This window comes from Heyndrickxia sp. FSL K6-6286 (genome assembly GCF_038630395.1).
In the GTDB taxonomy this organism is placed as follows: Bacteria; Bacillota; Bacilli; order Bacillales; family Bacillaceae_C; genus Heyndrickxia; species Heyndrickxia oleronia.
In genome coordinates this window covers 153,474-170,000 of the sequence record NZ_CP152029.1, presented here as the reverse complement: position 1 = coordinate 170,000, position 16,527 = coordinate 153,474, and the positions used below count along the sequence as shown (strand labels likewise).

The window sequence follows — 16,527 nt, the reverse complement described above, 5'->3', positions numbered from 1 at the left end:
ACCATCCATTGTAGCACGTGTGTAGCCCAGGTCATAAGGGGCATGATGATTTGACGTCATCCCCACCTTCCTCCGGTTTGTCACCGGCAGTCACCTTAGAGTGCCCAACTGAATGCTGGCAACTAAGGTCAAGGGTTGCGCTCGTTGCGGGACTTAACCCAACATCTCACGACACGAGCTGACGACAACCATGCACCACCTGTCACTCCTGTCCCCGAAGGGAAATCCCTATCTCTAGGGAGGTCAAGAGGATGTCAAGACCTGGTAAGGTTCTTCGCGTTGCTTCGAATTAAACCACATGCTCCACCGCTTGTGCGGGCCCCCGTCAATTCCTTTGAGTTTCAGCCTTGCGGCCGTACTCCCCAGGCGGAGTGCTTAATGCGTTAGCTGCAGCACTAAAGGGCGGAAACCCTCTAACACTTAGCACTCATCGTTTACGGCGTGGACTACCAGGGTATCTAATCCTGTTCGCTCCCCACGCTTTCGCGCCTCAGCGTCAGTTACAGACCAGAGAGTCGCCTTCGCCACTGGTGTTCCTCCACATCTCTACGCATTTCACCGCTACACGTGGAATTCCACTCTCCTCTTCTGCACTCAAGTCTCCCAGTTTCCAATGGCCGCTTGCGGTTGAGCCGCAAGATTTCACATCAGACTTAAGAAACCGCCTGCGCGCGCTTTACGCCCAATAATTCCGGACAACGCTTGCCACCTACGTATTACCGCGGCTGCTGGCACGTAGTTAGCCGTGGCTTTCTGGTTAGGTACCGTCAAGGTACCGCCCTATTCGAACGATACTTGTTCTTCCCTAACAACAGAGTTTTACGATCCGAAAACCTTCATCACTCACGCGGCGTTGCTCCGTCAGACTTTCGTCCATTGCGGAAGATTCCCTACTGCTGCCTCCCGTAGGAGTCTGGGCCGTGTCTCAGTCCCAGTGTGGCCGATCACCCTCTCAAGTCGGCTACGCATCGTCGCCTTGGTGAGCCGTTACCTCACCAACTAGCTAATGCGCCGCGGGTCCATCTGTAAGTGATAGCCGAAGCCATCTTTCAATTCCCCTTCATGCGAAGAAAAAAGTTATCCGGTATTAGCCCCGGTTTCCCGGAGTTATCCCAGTCTTACAGGCAGGTTACCCACGTGTTACTCACCCGTCCGCCGCTAATCATCAGGGAGCAAGCTCCCATCAGATTCGCTCGACTTGCATGTATTAGGCACGCCGCCAGCGTTCGTCCTGAGCCAGGATCAAACTCTCCAAAAAGATGTTTGATATAGCTCTTTATAAATAAAAGTAATTCATTGACGTTTCGTTTTGTTCAGTTTTCAAAGATCAATTGTTTTCCAAAAGCAACTTTTATAATATATCACTTCTGAGCTTTCTTGTCAACAACTTTTTTTAACGTTGTTAACGACATATATTAATATACCAGGATCTTAAATTTTGGTCAACCCCTTTTTTCCCTCTCCCTTTAATTTTTTTATCTCTACATTTTTTCTTTCTTCCTTGTATCTATTATATAGTTCATGCATTCATTATGAGGTGCCACACGAGTAAACAGTGCAAATAAAATTTTATACCTCTCCTTCATCGCTCGCTTTACAATATGGTCAATTCGTTCGTCCTCTAAATCATATAAAATTTCATCCATCTCTCTTTTTAATAAATACTGAATTTCTAATTTTTCTTTTTCATGAATTATTATCCCGAACAATCTATTCAACCCCTTTTTTATAGTAAACGTAGTTTTTTCCAAAATTACCGGATTTATGAGAAGAAAATTTATTAGTCATAAATAATAAATGGCCAAGCATACAATTCAATAAGGACTTGTCTATCAAATAAAATATTTACAACAAAAAGGACATTGCTGAGGTAGGGGGAGATACATTGAATTTTTTTATGATTTTGAGTGGGAAAAGATTAAAAAACTTTCTATTTATTGCATTACTATCGTTATTTACTGCCCTTTTCTTTTATTCACAAACTACTTCACAGGTTGCTGTATTCTCAACCAATGAAGGACCCAAAGCGATCTATAAAGGGGAAAAAGGAATTGCTTTGACCTTTAATATAGGTTGGGGGGACCAAAAGGCCGAACCGATTATTGATACTCTTGTGGAACATAACGTAAAATCAGCTACTTTCTTCTTGTCTGGTTCTTGGGCTGAGCGCCATCCAGACATAGTCGATAAGATTATAAAAAGTGGATATGAAATTGGTAGTCTTGGATATGCCTATGAGGATTACACTGATTTAGAAACAGAAAAAATTCGCAAAGACATAGTAAAAGCACAAGAGGTATTTAAAAAGTTGAATGTGAAAAATATTAAACTTCTTCGAGCACCTACAGGTCATTTTGATAAAAAGACTTTAAAAGTCGCTGAACAATTAAATTTAACTGTTGTCCATTGGAGTATTAATTCAGAAGACTGGACGAACCCAGGAGTCCATCAGATTGTAAAAAACATTGAAAAGGCAAAAAATGGAGATATTATCCTTATGCATGCATCAGATGCAGCAAATCAAACAGAAAAAGCTTTGCCATCTGTTATTGAATCACTTCATAAACGAGGGACATTTACAAATGTTTCAGATATGATCGCAAATGGAAAGGTAAAAACCACACTCATCAACTAACATCACTTAAAAAGCAAAACTCTCAGAGTATATTTACATTCATTAGAATGTTTTCCAACACGAATGATTATAATAAAAAAGACGGTCTCAACAGAATTAATACCGTTGGGACCATCTTTTTTATTTTTTCTTTTTGTTATTAGATTTCTTACCTGTAGTTGGCGCATTAGACTTATTTTTCTTCTCGTTTAAGATCGCCCGTTCCTCTTCGGATCGTTTTAAATATTTCGGAAGCATTAGTATTTGATAAGCATTACAAATAACGAGAGGGAATAACATTAAATACACCCAGCTTTTTTCGTTCACACGTAATACAGGAATCCATTCCAAAATGGTTACAACAACCATAAAAAATAGGGCAGGAATGAAAGTCGTTCTTTTTCCCTGCTGTGATTTAAAATAAGCAACAATTAATCCAGCAATTAATATAAATATCGCCAATGCAATATAAGGAACTAAACTTTCATTTGGCTTCGCAAATTTTTCAAACCGGAAGTAAATTAAATCGAATAATGCAAAAATCGTTAAGACAAGTTGAACTCCATTCCATAAAGTTGCTGATCGAAAAATACCTAATCCGAATTGGTGAATAGTCAAATAAGCAAAATAACCAACTTGACTAATTACACTAAAAATGAGCCCGACCCCAATCAACCATATAAAAGTAGATAAAATGGATCCAATCTTAAAATGAATAAAATAGTCCTGAAATTCACTCCAACGAATAATAAATCCTAAGACGCCGGTTGTTATACCACCCCATGCTAATGTCGTAAAAAATAATCTTACCCAATTTCTGCTTGTCAATGGGATATCCTCCAATAATTATCATAATTAAGCCACATGCTTAAAAACTTCATCTTTTTTGATTTTACCAAGCACTGTATGAAAAATCTAGAAATTACCCCCTTATTGAATAATTCTTTTCATTAGAACCATATTAACTATATAAGACATCTTTATAGGGGAGAGCTTTTCCTATGAAAAAAATTGTTATCCTACTTTTATGCTGTACATTCCTTTCCGCTTGCTCGGGTAATCCAGGAAGCGAGCAAATGGATTATGACAAAACAAAGAAAATGATTGTTGATATACTTAAAACCGATGAGGGAAAAAAAGCCATACAAGAAATCTTGACCGATACACAAATGAAACAAAAGCTAATTATGGATCAAGCCGTAGTGACTGATACAATTGAAAAAACATTAGTATCAGAAAAGGGAAATGAATTTTGGAAAAAATCCTTTAAGGATCCTGAATTTGCAAAATCCTTTGCTACAGGAATGAAAAAGCAGAACGAAGAGTTACTAAAAAAATTAATGAAGGATCCCGAATACCAAGGGATGATGATAGATATTTTAAAAGATCCTGAATATCAAAAGGAAATGCAGGATTTACTTAAAAGCAAGGATTTCCGAAAACACATTCAATCAACCATCGAAGATACACTCGAGAGCCCTCTCTTTAAAGCAAAAATACAAGAAACATTGTTGAAGGCTGCTAAAGAAATGGAAGGTAACCAAGGATCCCAGAAACAAGGTCAAAATGGCAGTGGTGGAGGAACGCAAGGCGGTGGAGGTGGGCAAGGTACTTAATTTCACCGTGTCTTTAACAGAAAATAAGGGTGCCATCCAATATGGTACCCTTATTTATTTTGCTTTGGCTTTATTTATTAAGTAGATCAATCATTTTCTTTGCAATATCTCCATAAATTTTACCCAACTTATGATCTGCTGCATAAATTGAAGGTGCAAAGTCTTCCTCATCCCAATCAGGTTGTTGTAATGGTAACTGACCTAGTAGCTCCGTACGTAGTTCTTCAGCTAACTTTTCTCCTCCACCACGTCCAAATACATATTCACGTTCACCAGTAACCTTACTTTCAAAATAAGACATATTTTCAATAACACCTAAAATTTCATGGTCTGTTTTTAAGGCCATAGCGCCCGCTCGTGCCGCCACAAATGCAGCTGTCGGATGTGGAGTGGTGACAATAACCTCTTTACAGTGTGGCAACATCGTATGTAAGTCTAATGCTACATCACCTGTTCCAGGAGGAAGGTCAAGTAATAAATAATCTAATTCTCCCCATTCCACATCACTGAAGAAGTTATTAAGCATTTTTCCTAACATAGGTCCACGCCATATAACAGGTGCATTATCTTCTACAAAAAATCCCATAGAGATGACTTTTACGCCTAGTCTTTCAACAGGAATAATCCGATCACCCCGTACAACTGGACGATTGGTGACTCCCATCATATCTGGGACACTAAAACCATAAATATCTGCATCAATAAGCCCCACCTTTTTTCCTTGACGAGCAAGAGAAACAGCCAAATTTACTGAAACAGTTGATTTACCTACTCCACCTTTTCCGCTTGCAACAGCAATAAAGGTTGTTTTATTTGTTGGTGATAATAGGTTATTATTTTCTTCTGCTGGCATGGAGCCTCTAAATTTCTGTAATACCTCTTCAGGAAGCTCAGCAAATCGAATACCTACTGTTTTAGCCCCTGCCTCTTTTAATGTATTTACTACTAGTGTTTGCATTTGCAATTGTTCACTTGTCCCAGTCTTGGCTATGGCAAGCTTAACACTTACATGTTCTTTCTCTTCCTTTACCTTAATTTCTAAAATGCCGTTTGTCTCTTCTAATGTTTTATGTAGGAAAGGATCTTGTATACCTTTTAATAGATTAAATACCTGCTGCTCTGTTATCACTTCAAACACCATCCTTGATGTGAATTCGGTTACACCCCTACAGTATATCATAATTTCATTTAATAAGCGGTGTTAATGATCGAATCATCAATCAAATTGAAAAGGCTGTTTTCGTATCGTTTGTTCCTTTTGTAAATACCCAACTGCGGGGTGGAGTTTGCAACTCTTTCCTCGGTGAAATGAAAGATATAAAGTTTCCTTAAATACAACCATGTTTGAGAAAGATCCAATTAAAAAGGCAATCGAGACCATGTCGATTACCCTACTTTAAATCCTTTTCATTTGAAAAGTATCTCATAATTCCATTATAAATTGATGCCGAGACCTTTTCCTGATATTTATCACTTTTTAAATTCTCACGTTCAGTTGGATTTGATAAAAAACCAACCTCCACTAACGCACCTGGTTTTTTTGCATTTTTTACAATATAAATATTTTTAAGAAGTTTTGCTTCTCGGTCAGTATTTTCAAGATTTCTTATTAATTCACTCTGGATGAATTTTGCTAATCGTTTATTTTCGATTATATGTGGCGAATAAAAAGTTTGTGCCCCGCTCCATCTAGGTGAAGGAATAGAATTAAGATGAATGCTTAAATATAGATCAGCTTCGGATTCATTGATCATATCTAGTCGCGTTCTTAGATCTTCAACTTTTCTTCTACTTATTCCTTTTGTTTCAGGATCTGCTAAGTCACTATCATCCTCTCTCGTCATCATGACAAGCGCACCCTGCTCCTGTAAATATTCCTTAATTTTTTTAGAAATGCTTAAAGCAATATCCTTTTCAAGTGCATCTTCATCTCCAGCCCCACCGTCTGGCCCACCATGTCCTGGATCTAAAATAATTACTTTTCCTGACAAAGGCAGATTCCACGATTCCCATGTATCCCTCTGGAAAAATTGAAATTGAAAGAGCAAAAATAAAAGTAAGGCTCCTAAAATAAAACTGATGACTTTGATCTTCCGCTTCATCCATAACCTTCCCTTCCCATTCTTCTATTCCAAAGATATGGGACAAGGTACAGGTTTAGAACATAAAATTAATGAAGTCTAAGCTTTCTTCTTTGCTCGCCCTTTGTGAAACCTTCCATCCACCAAATATCAACAAACCGTTCACAGGAATAATATATCGATTCTTGGATGAAGCCTTGATCGCCAAATTTCCAATACAGCCAAAAATTATAAAGAGTATCGGTTAAATGCCTAATTTCATTTTCGCAACGCTTCTTTGCCTGCTCAATAGATTCTCCGTAATGACCAAAACGACTATACTGTCCTCCTAATAAAAATGCCTCAATGGCTACATCATAACAGCCTTCCTCTACACCTTGTTGTATCCATAAGCCACCTTCAATTCGCTCTGAACCAAAGTATTCCTGCACACTTTTCTTTAAGCTTTGTATTGATAACTCTTTTAAGAGTTTTCTTTCATACTTGATCTGTCTTTCCCGTCTTTTTGCATTAAAGCTTGTAATTACATTCATTCAATTTCACTCCTCCCATTTCCTATTTTTCAACTAACCCCACTTTCTAATTCACCTTATTAGCGTCAATCATTACCATATAAAGAAAAGCTTGTACTTACCCCATGAGCAGTGGTGTAGATTGTTTTTTCATATTCTAGAGGAATCGACATAAACTAAGGAAGGACATTTAGATAGGAGACGTTATTATGAGATGCTTATTATTCATTCTTTGTCTTACGTTAATCTCACTACAAGGCCATTTTGAAGTACTAGCAGATTCAAAAGGACGCTTTGAATTTGAAAAAACAGGACGAGTCTTCTGGGAGGTACATTCAAAGGAAAAATTGGTAGCACTCACATTTGATGATGGACCTCATCCACTTTATACACCACAGATTTTAGATATATTAGCAAAATACGACGCAAGAGCTACATTTTTTGTAATTGGTAAGAATGCTGAAAAGTATCCAGACATTATAAGAAAACAAGTGGATGCAGGTCATGAGATAGGAAATCATACCTACCAGCATGATTATGATATACATGTTTCTGCAACAAAATTAGAACAGGAAATCAAAAAGACCTACAACATTATATACAGCATTACCGGATATACCCCTTCTCTCTTTCGTCCTGTTGGAGGATACTACAACGATACTATCGTTAAAACAGCTCTAAAAAACGATAATTATGTCATTATGTGGGGGTGGCATCAGGATACAAAAGATTGGAGTCAGCCCGGTACAAAGAAGATTATTCATAATGTGATTTCAGATACAAAGCCAGGAGATATTATTCTCCTTCATGATTCTGGAGGAAACAGAACACAAACAGTAGAAGCTTTAGATAAAATTTTAGCTGTGTTCAAAAAGGAAGGGTACGAATGTGTGACCGTATCAGAATTACTGTATAGAACTCAACCTACTCTACCGGTGTCACTTCGAATTTTCTTACACTTTTAAACAAGAAGGTTTCGTATCGTTTGTTGCTTTTGTAAATAAATACCGAGTGTAGTTCAGTTTGATATGCTCCCCTTAAAGTGGACAGATGAAAAAACAAAAATCTGTCGTTACTCTAGGGGGATTTTTTATGTCAAAAAGAAGTAAATATTCTACCGAGGAGAAATATCAAATTTTAATGAAATACATAGAGGGGGAAATGAGCCCCAGCAGTTTGATAAAAGAATATAAAATATCTAAATCCACACTCCATAGCTGGAAAGATAAATATGAATTATATGGTATTGATGGTTTAAAGGAATCACGCAGATGGAAACAATACTCGGATGAAATAAGATTAAGGGCAATTCAAGACTATATATCTGGTGATTATTCCATGTTGGAAATATGTAGAAGGCATAAAGTGAGCCGTGGCGCCCTCAGGGGTTGGATAAAGAACTATAATAATCATAAGGAAACGAGACAAACAAGTCAGGGGGAATCCCTTATGATTCATTCTAGAAAATTGTCTTTCCAGGAGAAAGTGGAGGCAGTTCATTTTTGTATAAAGAATGGCCATGACTATTCAGCTGTCATGAAGAAATTCCAAATTAGCTACCAGCAAATATACAGTTGGACAAAAAAATATGAAGCAGATGGACCAGAGTCCCTACGGGATCACCGTGGAAGAAAGAAACCTCAAGAAGAAATGTCAGAACAAGAGAAATTAAGGATAAAGATTAAGGAATTAGAAGCAAAAAATTATCGATTGGAAGCTGAAAATGCTTTTTTAAAAAAGTTGGAGGAAATCGAAAGAAGGCGGTACTAAGCAAGGTTCGGAATGAAGTCGCTTATTGTGCAATACGGGAATTAAATGAAAGAATGAATTACCCTATTCAGCTCCTTTGTACAATAAGTCATACCAATCGGTCTTCATACTATAAATGGGTCAATCGAAAGGAAACGGATCAGGAACGCGAAAATCGCGGATTACTTAAAGAAATTAAAGCGATTTATCAAAAGGTGGATGGAATATACGGTTATCGACGTATTACCATGAATCTCAATCGGAAAATGAATAAGCATTATAACACAAAACGAATTCATCGTTTAATGCGATTAGTTGGCCTACAATCAAAGATACGACGGAAAAAGAAATGGGATCATCGCCCATCTGATAATAACGTGGAAGAGAATATCTTGAACCGAGAATTTACGGCAGTACACCCAAATGTAAAATGGGTAACTGATATAACAGAATTAAAATATGGGAATGGTCAAAAGGCCTATCTAAGCGCTATTTTAGACCTGTATGACAATTCTATCGTATCCTTTGTATTGGGACATCGAAATGATAATAATTTAGTCTTTAAAACCATCAAAGGTGCCTTAACGAAGAATCCTTTACATGATGAGCAACGTTTAATTCATAGTGACCGTGGCTTTCAATATACATCAAATGGATTTAAAAGGATAATCGAAAAAAACCATCTTATCCACAGTATGTCTAGAGTAGGAAAATGTATTGATAATGGATGCATGGAATCATTCTGGGGGACTTTGAAAGTAGAAAGATATTATCTTCATCATTATCAATCCTTTGAGGAGCTTCAAAAGGATATCAAAGATTATATAAAGTTTTATAATCAAGACCGTTTACAAGCCAAATTTAATGGCCTTAGCCCGATAGAATATCGAACTAAGGCCATTGCCTAATTTTATTTTTTTATACTGTCTACTTGACAGGGTGCAGTTCAGTTAAACAACACTCGGTTTTTTTATTAAAGGTAAAACTACACACATAACTAGATAATCTTCACCTTCCCATATTGCATGAATACTTTAGCTATGGGAGGTGACAAAATGAAAGGGATATATATGGATGATCCCTCTCAAAGAGATCAACTCAATGAATGGGAAAAAGAAACTCTGATGAAATTTTCGAAAAAAATGAAAGATAAATCAAAACCATTTCCATGCATCCCTGCCACCATTGGGTTCTCACTAAACCAATTACGGTACTGCTTTATCGGTGACCCGAGAGAAACAACCACAATACATGAACTTGCAAAAATATTAAGTACGTACTCTGAAATTTCAAGGGAGATTGGAAATTACACATCACTTATCGTCTTTTTTGAAACGTCTGAGGATTTAAAAGCAACATATACAGTTCAAGATTATGAAAAATTATTTTGGCAACATCTTAATAGCTTAAATAGAATGGACCATATGGATTGGCCAATAGAGATACCTAATGATCCACATCATCCCTATTGGGAATTTTGCTACAATGGGGAGAAGTATTTTATGTACTGCGCTACACCTGCACATGAAAAGCGACAAAGTAGACACTTTGATGGAATGATGCTTGCCATCACTCCACGCTGGGTTCTCCAAGAATTTAATCAATTGCCGACACGTGCCAAAGGGATCACTAAACAGATTCGAAAGAGGCTTTTAAAATATGATTCCATCGGAGTACACCCTGATTTAAATAGCTTTGGTTCTATAAATAATTATGAATGGAAACAGTATTTTCTTCGTGACGATGATACAACATTATCGAAATGTCCATTTCATCAAGCAAATAACTTTCCAAAGCTTGAAAAAAATTAATATTATTCATAATAAGCCCCTGTAGTCGCATCTACAGGGGCTTTCTAGTTGGTTCTCTTATATGAGCTTTCTTTTATTTAGGCTGTTTTTGTATAGTTTTTTCCTTTTGTAAAAGCAACAGGGCCCATGACCTATGCAAATCCAATTTATAAATTCAACTTAATTGTAAAATATGGGGAAGTTCTAGAAACCTTCATTTATCGATGTTACTATTTTAAAGGTAGAGGCTACCGAATACATTTGAAGTTATTTTATAAATCACTGGAGGTAGAAATGGAACAAGGGCTTATTGAGCAATTGAATGAGTGGCATGAAGCAGATAAACATCAGCAAATTGTCGATTTGCTTTCAGCAATTACTGATGAAGAACGGGACTATGAATCGATCAGCCTTTTGGGCAGAGCCTATAACAATTTGGGGCATTACGAAGAAGCGCTCTCTCAATTTGATAAAATTTCTGAGGCTGGCAAACAGGATTCTATCTGGCATTATCGGGTAGGCTATGCTCTTTTTTATTTAAAGCAATATGAGGAAGCAGCTCAAGTTTTCACCAGGTCTGCTCAATTAGAGCCTGGTGTTCAAAGTACGGAATACTTTTTAAGACAGAGCATTCATAAAGCAGAGAAGCAGAAAAGAGAAGAAATCCGGCTTGCCAAGAAGAAAGCTTCCATGGAACGTGGCAGTTCGGTAAAGGAAAAGATTCTTTTTTCTGATACGTTTTTAGCTGATTTCTGGGAGGACAGCGAGTATGCAAGAGAATCTTATCAATCTGAGCCACCTACAGATGAACTAATTAATTCGATCGAGAAAGAGCTTGGTTACAAGCTTCCATCCTCTTATATTCATCTGATGAAGCATCAGAATGGTGGAGTGCCAAGGAACACCAACTTTCCAACATCGGAGCCAACTTCCTGGGCGGAGGATCATATTGCCATTACAGGGATTATGGGGATTGGTCGCAAGAAAAGCTATTCACTGTGTGGGGATCTGGGTAGTCCGTTTATGATTGAGGAGTGGGGATATCCTGACATTGGCGTGGTAATCTGTGATTGTCCTTCAGCCGGTCATGATGTAGTCATGTTAGACTACCGAGCATGCGGTAAGGATGGTGAACCCGAAGTTGTTCATGTCGATCAAGAAGATGATTATGAGATTACCTTCCTTGCCGAGAATTTTGAGGAGTTTATAAAAGGCTTAGTTAGCGAAGAACAATATGATACTTCTGAAGAAGATAAAGAAAAAGACCTGGATAAAGTAGCACACGGTAAATTTTCTCCACTGCTGGAGGAGCTGTGCTGTCGGGTAACCGAAGTAGATCAGATTGTACAGAAAATCCGCAGATTATGTACAGGGATTGTCGAAGAGAAAGGCCATTTTTCTTTTCATGCAGATGAATTATCGTATGTCATGTATGATGTGCAGTTTTGGTTATATACGAAGTCTTATCCAGACACCAGTCGCGAACAATATATGGCAGCCTACCAGAACATAATTGCTTTTGGCGGAGAATTCAGTCAAGGCGGATATGCTCCCTCCTTCATTACAGATTGGCTTGACCACCGCATCAAGGAAGGACGGATTGTACAGAATCACGGGATTATTCGGTTTACCGATTCATATGCAGAGGAAGTAATGATTAGGTTAAAAGAAGCATAATCTTTGATCAAGTTGCAGATCACGTTCTTGCCTACTAATGAAAAGAGCTCGCTTTCAAAGCGAGCCTTCTTCTTTTGTTCCCTTTTGGTCTTTATCATTCATTTTTTAGTGGAGGTTCCGCTCTAATCTTTCATTCAGTGCAACAGCAAGTTCTTTAAAACGTTTCTCTTCTTCCGTGTTCAGCTTATCAAAAGAATTCCCCCTATCCATCCAATAATCCCCGTCCAACAATTCATACATGTCGAGAAGTGTAATCTCTGGAGTGGCTGGATTATGAAAAACGGACAGCATCGGTTCTGGGCCATCATCCCAGTTATATTCGTTCACAATGGCATGTAATAATTCCGGAGAATTTATTCCTTCTATCTTATCGCACATCTTGTTCTGAGACTCCTCATACAAAACCTCATCAACAAACCTTTGCTCCTCCAGTGTCAGAGATAGGCGAACGGCTCCTTTGGTATCGAGCAGTAGGTCAGCGAGCTTTTTATCTTTCCGGGCTGCATTCCAAGCGGTAGCTAAAATGCCCAGTGGCGAGTCCAGTTTGGCCCCAGCTTCGATGAGCTTTAACAGCGCTTCAATTTGCTTAAACTTTACAGCCTTTTTAAGTGGTGTATCACCAAGTTTATCTTGTGCTTCAAGTTCTGCTCCATGCTCAATCAATATTTCTATCGCCTGAACAGGCATTCGATTGGTTAAAAAAAGCATTAGCGGTGTTCTCCCCCGCTCATCTCGTTCATTCACATCCAGTTCAGCTGCTGCCTTCTGTACCAGTGAAAGATCATCTGTCTTACTAACTTCCTTCCAATTCAAGAGTACTCCCCTCTACATATGTCCCGCTTCTTCAAGCTGACTTCCTATAACTTCAGCACGGGTAAGAAGGACCCAATAATTAACTTCATCGTATCCAGATACTTCGGCGATCACTCGATAGCGTGGGTACATCCATTCAGCAGGGGTTTCGGATTGCAAGGCGGATGTGTCCGTTATACCTACGGCCTGAGTTTCCATTAAGTTAATCAAAGTACCTTGTGGAAAAAAAGCTTCTATATACCCCTCCACTCGAGTCCCAACAGGAAACAGACTTTTGGTGCGACGCCAGTCTTCCAAACCGAGTTGAAGCTGCTCGTACCACAGTTCCTCAAACTCCGCCTGATTAATCTCCTTGTAATAGGATTCCTGCGTATTCAGTGGATGTTCTGCCAGCATGAAATGATAGAAATTATGCTTTCGATTCGATGTGATACACGTGCCATCATCATGATAAACCATCTGTCTATATGCCACACCGTCGTTATCAATTTCAAAATACCAGGTCCCCATCCCTGGCTCCTGTATATCTTTTAAATATTTCAAAACAGTCACTCCAATCAGATGAGAAGATCAAAGATGGTTGATACTCATCAATATATTCATTGTAAACATTGGGCACGAAATAACTTAACAATAGTTCTGGAATGAAATACAGCAAATTGCCAAGAGATGTCGCTCGCTTTTTTTATCTTGTTTTTCTCCATTGAAATTATGTAAATTCCGTATGTATGGGAAAGACAATGTCTATCTGATAGTAGTTACTACATTTCCATCTTGATCCTTGATGCATGTTAACGACTTGAAGTTTTAAATTTTTATAAGAAGACAAATAAATTTCTCCTTCTTTGGACAAGTATGCGCTCGTTAACAACCGCTTCATCCAGTTTCAAATAGACGTTATGGTCATCTATTTCTGTTCGATGAGAACTTAGCCTTCTTTCATTTCTTATTACAAATTCCCCCTTGATGCGGGAATACGGTGCTATAAGAAGCAAGGGCTTTATAACTTTTATTTCTATGAATATTCATTAATTCGTTTTTTTATAATCGGCAATACGCAGAGTTAGATAAATCCGTCTTCTGGTTCACCAACCTCAAATCCTACTAATTTTGTCGTTTCCAATTTAAATTTCTCTATCCAAGAACTCCACTCACTATTACTCAGCTGTGCATAAAATGATAATCCACTCGGTTCAACAGATGCCATAATAAAGACCTCATCATCTTCCTGACCGAACCAATAGGGGATTCCATTTTTATATCCGATCCAACCCGGCATACTCTCATATAAAGTAGTTACTTTATCCCATATTTCATCAGGTAGGTAATACCATATATTTAAGTTGCATTTTTGAGAGTGTATGTTACTCATTTGTGTCCCTCCTTAGCTTTAAAAGAACTACTATACTGGAACACGACTAAAAGCGATGTTCTCCCCTAGTGTAGCTTGCAGAAAAACTAGCGGACAATGAGGAAATCTCTTTTCCATTGTACTTTTCTCCACTTTTCCAATAGGAGGTGTGAAGTAGTTGAAGAGTTAAAAAAGTCAATTCTGATCTTTTCAAAGGGAACACTCAAAAGTTCGCTTCTCCTATATTCGTAACCATGTCGTTTGCTAATCTATTATTTTTGTTACATGTCCGTTTATTATTATGTCGTTGAATATCTCCACGTATATAACGTTTCATCAATTTTCGAAGAGTATCTAAGTCTGCCTTCATTACAGGCTCTTCTATATCGTTTGCTCTATTCTTATAAACTTCATTTTGATTCAACCAACTCATCCAATTAATTACAAGGAGAAATCCTATATTGTATAATTCTTCGTGAAATCCTCGAATTCCTTCACATTTAAGCATATACCGTTTTTCTTCTTCACTAATCAATGCATCTAATCTTTGGAAAAAAAACAAGAAATCTGACCTACTTATTTAGCTCTTCTAATTTTATTTTTGAAATATGTAAAATCAGATTCACCCCAATTGCTATTTATTTCCCCAAGAAGCTGCTCTGCTCCTCCCTGTAATCTTTACTCCAAGGTACCTACCTTTAAAACTGGTTACTTAATCATTAAAGGTTAAATGTAAACTGAAAGTCGAACCAATCACAGCCTCTTATTTGTCAAAGCACACCCCGTTACAAAAATGGAAGAAATGGTGAGGAAAAAAGTTCTTCAGCTTTCTAATGTGTTTATGGCTCGATTGAAATGTAGAAAAAGGCAGCTAATTTATGTATAAAAAAGATGAAGCACTCCATTATGGAAGATTTCAAACCTTCTCAATCTGTGAAACAAAAGAGATAAGCACCTGTTATGGATCCAGTGAAACCAATCTTTGATAAATGGCTCTTGAAGAATTCGAGGAAGAAAAAAAATTTCGGCGGAAGACAAAACGAATGCACGATCTGTTGATTAAGGAACTTGAGCTCAAGGATTCTGCAAATTCGGATCCCCAGGAGTATGTATAACGGATAGAGAACGGTTAGCTTCCGCTTGAAGCAAAAGTGGGAACGTCATAGGTGGATTTCGGGGATACGATGGATATTTACACTCACATCACAGAAGATACAGACGGTACTTTGAGTAAACCTTTGGCGAGTTACTTGAACAAAGACACCATTAGTAAAAATGTTTATATAAAAAACTCCCATTTGGGGATAATCTCCAAATGGGCGAAAGCCTTGATACAACAAGGTTTTAACGTTTTGAGGAATATACAGATAAATTCTAAGTGCATTGAATACATCGTAATCCATTAATATCAACATTTTGGGAATTGTTATATGGATAAAAGTGTATGAAAAAGGATTGAAATTGACATTACTTGAACCAATTTGAACCAAAGTGATTGATGTTAGTTGAATACACTATTAACTTGCTTTCCAGAATAGGGCGTTGTTTGTTCCACAATCGCGCCCTATTACGGCAAATAATGTTGGCAACACACTTTGTCAACATTAGAACAGTAGGGAGATGATAATTTGATAACTATGAAAACATCGAAACACGAAATACATAAAGCCCAGTGGCAGGATCTGATCAGGGAACAAAGTGCGAGTGATTTATCAAAGAAGTCCAGAGCCAGGCACCTAACTTATTAGCTTTATAATCCGAGTCTGGCACCTACTTCTGCATACTCTATATCTTTTCTTTCTGCATTCCAATTACCCCCTGTTTGTCCGTCCCATATTGCTCCTGTTTCAACGAAACCGACAGACGCAAACAACTTCCGGACGGCTTCGTTTACCATCCAATATGATGTAGCAACTGCATCGGCTTTTCCTTGTGGAAACGACTTTATGTAATCAATAACTTTCATCATTGCTTGTTTGCCAAATCCTTTGCCTTGATGCTTTTTATCAATCATAAAGCGATTAAGTCCATAAGTAGATTTATCTCCATATTTTTCACATAAAATTGAACTTTCCGCCAGTTTATAAAATCCAATATCGACATATCCTATGACTTCATCATTGTTGCATATAGCGAAGATCATAGGTGGTTTTTCGTCGTTGAGTATCTTTACATAGGCTTTAGCCAAACAATATATGCTGGAATCCACATTTCCTTTCTGCTCATCTGTTATGCTTAACTTCAACACTGCCTCAAAATTATCGTGGGTTATCTTTCTTAATTCAATCATTTTTCTTCCCTACTTTCGAAAATATAAATTTAAG

Annotated in this window: 17 protein-coding genes and 1 rRNA gene (1 of these 18 cut by a window edge); 7 read left to right on the top strand and 11 right to left on the bottom strand. The window is 37.8% G+C overall.

Features of this window, described 5'->3' with window-relative positions:
- A 16S ribosomal RNA gene (locus MHI39_RS00950) occupies window positions 1-1,258 on the bottom strand (it extends 295 nt beyond the left edge of the window).
- Between the two features lie 223 nt (window positions 1,259-1,481).
- Window positions 1,482-1,709, bottom strand: coding sequence for a hypothetical protein (locus tag MHI39_RS00945; protein ID WP_259548600.1), 228 nt, complete (start codon window positions 1,707-1,709; stop codon window positions 1,482-1,484).
- Between the two features lie 176 nt (window positions 1,710-1,885).
- Here MHI39_RS00945 and pdaB point away from each other — a divergent pair, with 176 nt between their 5' ends.
- On the top strand, window positions 1,886-2,635 hold the full coding sequence (pdaB, locus tag MHI39_RS00940) for a polysaccharide deacetylase family sporulation protein PdaB (RefSeq protein WP_251340478.1): 750 nt from the start codon (window positions 1,886-1,888) through the stop codon (window positions 2,633-2,635).
- A 120-nt stretch (window positions 2,636-2,755) separates the two neighbouring features.
- Here pdaB and MHI39_RS00935 read toward each other — a convergent pair whose 3' ends face one another.
- Window positions 2,756-3,442, bottom strand: a complete 687-nt coding sequence (locus MHI39_RS00935; protein ID WP_342540499.1) for a KinB-signaling pathway activation protein — start codon at window positions 3,440-3,442, stop codon at window positions 2,756-2,758.
- 173 nt (window positions 3,443-3,615) lie between these two features.
- On the opposite strand from MHI39_RS00935, the gene gerD reads away from it, so the two are divergent.
- Entirely contained in the window at window positions 3,616-4,230 is a 615-nt protein-coding gene (gerD, locus tag MHI39_RS00930) for a spore germination lipoprotein GerD (RefSeq protein WP_058006006.1), read from the top strand.
- A gap of 70 nt (window positions 4,231-4,300) precedes the next feature.
- On the opposite strand, the gene MHI39_RS00925 is transcribed toward gerD, so the two are convergent.
- The 3 genes from MHI39_RS00925 to MHI39_RS00915 all read right to left on the bottom strand — a co-directional run bounded on the left by MHI39_RS00925 (window position 4,301) and on the right by MHI39_RS00915 (window position 6,844).
- Window positions 4,301-5,083, bottom strand: coding sequence for an Mrp/NBP35 family ATP-binding protein (locus MHI39_RS00925; RefSeq protein WP_342541406.1), 783 nt, complete (start codon window positions 5,081-5,083; stop codon window positions 4,301-4,303).
- 538 nt (window positions 5,084-5,621) lie between these two features.
- Entirely contained in the window at window positions 5,622-6,332 is a 711-nt protein-coding gene (gene cwlD / locus MHI39_RS00920; RefSeq protein WP_071976270.1) for an N-acetylmuramoyl-L-alanine amidase CwlD, read from the bottom strand.
- A 68-nt stretch (window positions 6,333-6,400) separates the two neighbouring features.
- Entirely contained in the window at window positions 6,401-6,844 is a 444-nt protein-coding gene (locus MHI39_RS00915) for a YbaK family protein (protein WP_071976269.1), read from the bottom strand.
- Between the two features lie 188 nt (window positions 6,845-7,032).
- Between MHI39_RS00915 and MHI39_RS00910 the strand changes: the two genes are divergently transcribed.
- The 5 genes from MHI39_RS00910 (at window position 7,033) to MHI39_RS00890 (ending at window position 12,039) form a co-directional block, all read left to right on the top strand.
- Complete coding sequence (locus tag MHI39_RS00910; protein ID WP_139254892.1) at window positions 7,033-7,788, top strand: polysaccharide deacetylase family protein; 756 nt, start codon at window positions 7,033-7,035, stop codon at window positions 7,786-7,788.
- Window positions 7,789-7,915: 127 nt separating this feature from the next.
- Window positions 7,916-8,593, top strand: coding sequence for a helix-turn-helix domain-containing protein (locus MHI39_RS00905; RefSeq protein ID WP_058006963.1), 678 nt, complete (start codon window positions 7,916-7,918; stop codon window positions 8,591-8,593).
- A gap of 32 nt (window positions 8,594-8,625) precedes the next feature.
- Window positions 8,626-9,480, top strand: a complete 855-nt coding sequence (locus tag MHI39_RS00900; RefSeq protein ID WP_139254916.1) for an IS3 family transposase — start codon at window positions 8,626-8,628, stop codon at window positions 9,478-9,480.
- 147 nt (window positions 9,481-9,627) lie between these two features.
- A complete protein-coding gene (locus MHI39_RS00895) occupies window positions 9,628-10,383 on the top strand; it encodes a YqcI/YcgG family protein (protein ID WP_071976267.1) in 756 nt (251 codons plus the stop codon).
- A 273-nt stretch (window positions 10,384-10,656) separates the two neighbouring features.
- Window positions 10,657-12,039 (top strand): SMI1/KNR4 family protein, encoded by a 1,383-nt coding sequence (locus MHI39_RS00890; protein ID WP_071976266.1) that lies wholly within the window; start codon window positions 10,657-10,659, stop codon window positions 12,037-12,039.
- Window positions 12,040-12,144: 105 nt separating this feature from the next.
- Here MHI39_RS00890 and MHI39_RS00885 read toward each other — a convergent pair whose 3' ends face one another.
- The 5 genes from MHI39_RS00885 to MHI39_RS00865 all read right to left on the bottom strand — a co-directional run bounded on the left by MHI39_RS00885 (window position 12,145) and on the right by MHI39_RS00865 (window position 16,493).
- Window positions 12,145-12,852 (bottom strand): DUF4274 domain-containing protein, encoded by a 708-nt coding sequence (locus MHI39_RS00885; RefSeq protein ID WP_342540498.1) that lies wholly within the window; start codon window positions 12,850-12,852, stop codon window positions 12,145-12,147.
- Window positions 12,853-12,864: 12 nt separating this feature from the next.
- Window positions 12,865-13,395, bottom strand: a complete 531-nt coding sequence (locus MHI39_RS00880; protein ID WP_071976264.1) for a hypothetical protein — start codon at window positions 13,393-13,395, stop codon at window positions 12,865-12,867.
- A 520-nt stretch (window positions 13,396-13,915) separates the two neighbouring features.
- The gene (locus MHI39_RS00875; protein ID WP_071976263.1) at window positions 13,916-14,224 is read right to left on the bottom strand and encodes a hypothetical protein; all 309 of its coding nucleotides are present in this window, start codon (window positions 14,222-14,224) and stop codon (window positions 13,916-13,918) included.
- 202 nt (window positions 14,225-14,426) lie between these two features.
- Window positions 14,427-14,765, bottom strand: coding sequence for a DUF6508 domain-containing protein (locus MHI39_RS00870; protein ID WP_071976262.1), 339 nt, complete (start codon window positions 14,763-14,765; stop codon window positions 14,427-14,429).
- A gap of 1,188 nt (window positions 14,766-15,953) precedes the next feature.
- Window positions 15,954-16,493: a GNAT family N-acetyltransferase gene (locus MHI39_RS00865; protein WP_071976260.1), complete on the bottom strand. Its 540-nt coding sequence runs from the start codon at window positions 16,491-16,493 to the stop codon at window positions 15,954-15,956.
- Between the last annotated feature and the right edge of the window lie 34 nt (window positions 16,494-16,527).

What these genes read in the sequence shown, in the direction of transcription:
- gerD (WP_058006006.1), top strand. Translation starts at nt 3,616, where the DNA reads ATGAAAAAAATTGTTATCCTACTTTTATGCTGTACATTCCTTTCCGCT.
- MHI39_RS00875 (WP_071976263.1), bottom strand. Translation starts at nt 14,224, where the DNA reads ATGAGTAACATACACTCTCAAAAATGCAACTTAAATATATGGTATTAC.
- MHI39_RS00895 (WP_071976267.1), top strand. Translation starts at nt 9,628, where the DNA reads ATGAAAGGGATATATATGGATGATCCCTCTCAAAGAGATCAACTCAAT.
- MHI39_RS00890 (WP_071976266.1), top strand. Translation starts at nt 10,657, where the DNA reads ATGGAACAAGGGCTTATTGAGCAATTGAATGAGTGGCATGAAGCAGAT.
- MHI39_RS00915 (WP_071976269.1), bottom strand. Translation starts at nt 6,844, where the DNA reads ATGAATGTAATTACAAGCTTTAATGCAAAAAGACGGGAAAGACAGATC.
- cwlD (WP_071976270.1), bottom strand. Translation starts at nt 6,332, where the DNA reads ATGAAGCGGAAGATCAAAGTCATCAGTTTTATTTTAGGAGCCTTACTT.
- MHI39_RS00925 (WP_342541406.1), bottom strand. Translation starts at nt 5,083, where the DNA reads ATGCCAGCAGAAGAAAATAATAACCTATTATCACCAACAAATAAAACA.
- MHI39_RS00910 (WP_139254892.1), top strand. Translation starts at nt 7,033, where the DNA reads ATGAGATGCTTATTATTCATTCTTTGTCTTACGTTAATCTCACTACAA.
- MHI39_RS00865 (WP_071976260.1), bottom strand. Translation starts at nt 16,493, where the DNA reads ATGATTGAATTAAGAAAGATAACCCACGATAATTTTGAGGCAGTGTTG.
- MHI39_RS00905 (WP_058006963.1), top strand. Translation starts at nt 7,916, where the DNA reads ATGTCAAAAAGAAGTAAATATTCTACCGAGGAGAAATATCAAATTTTA.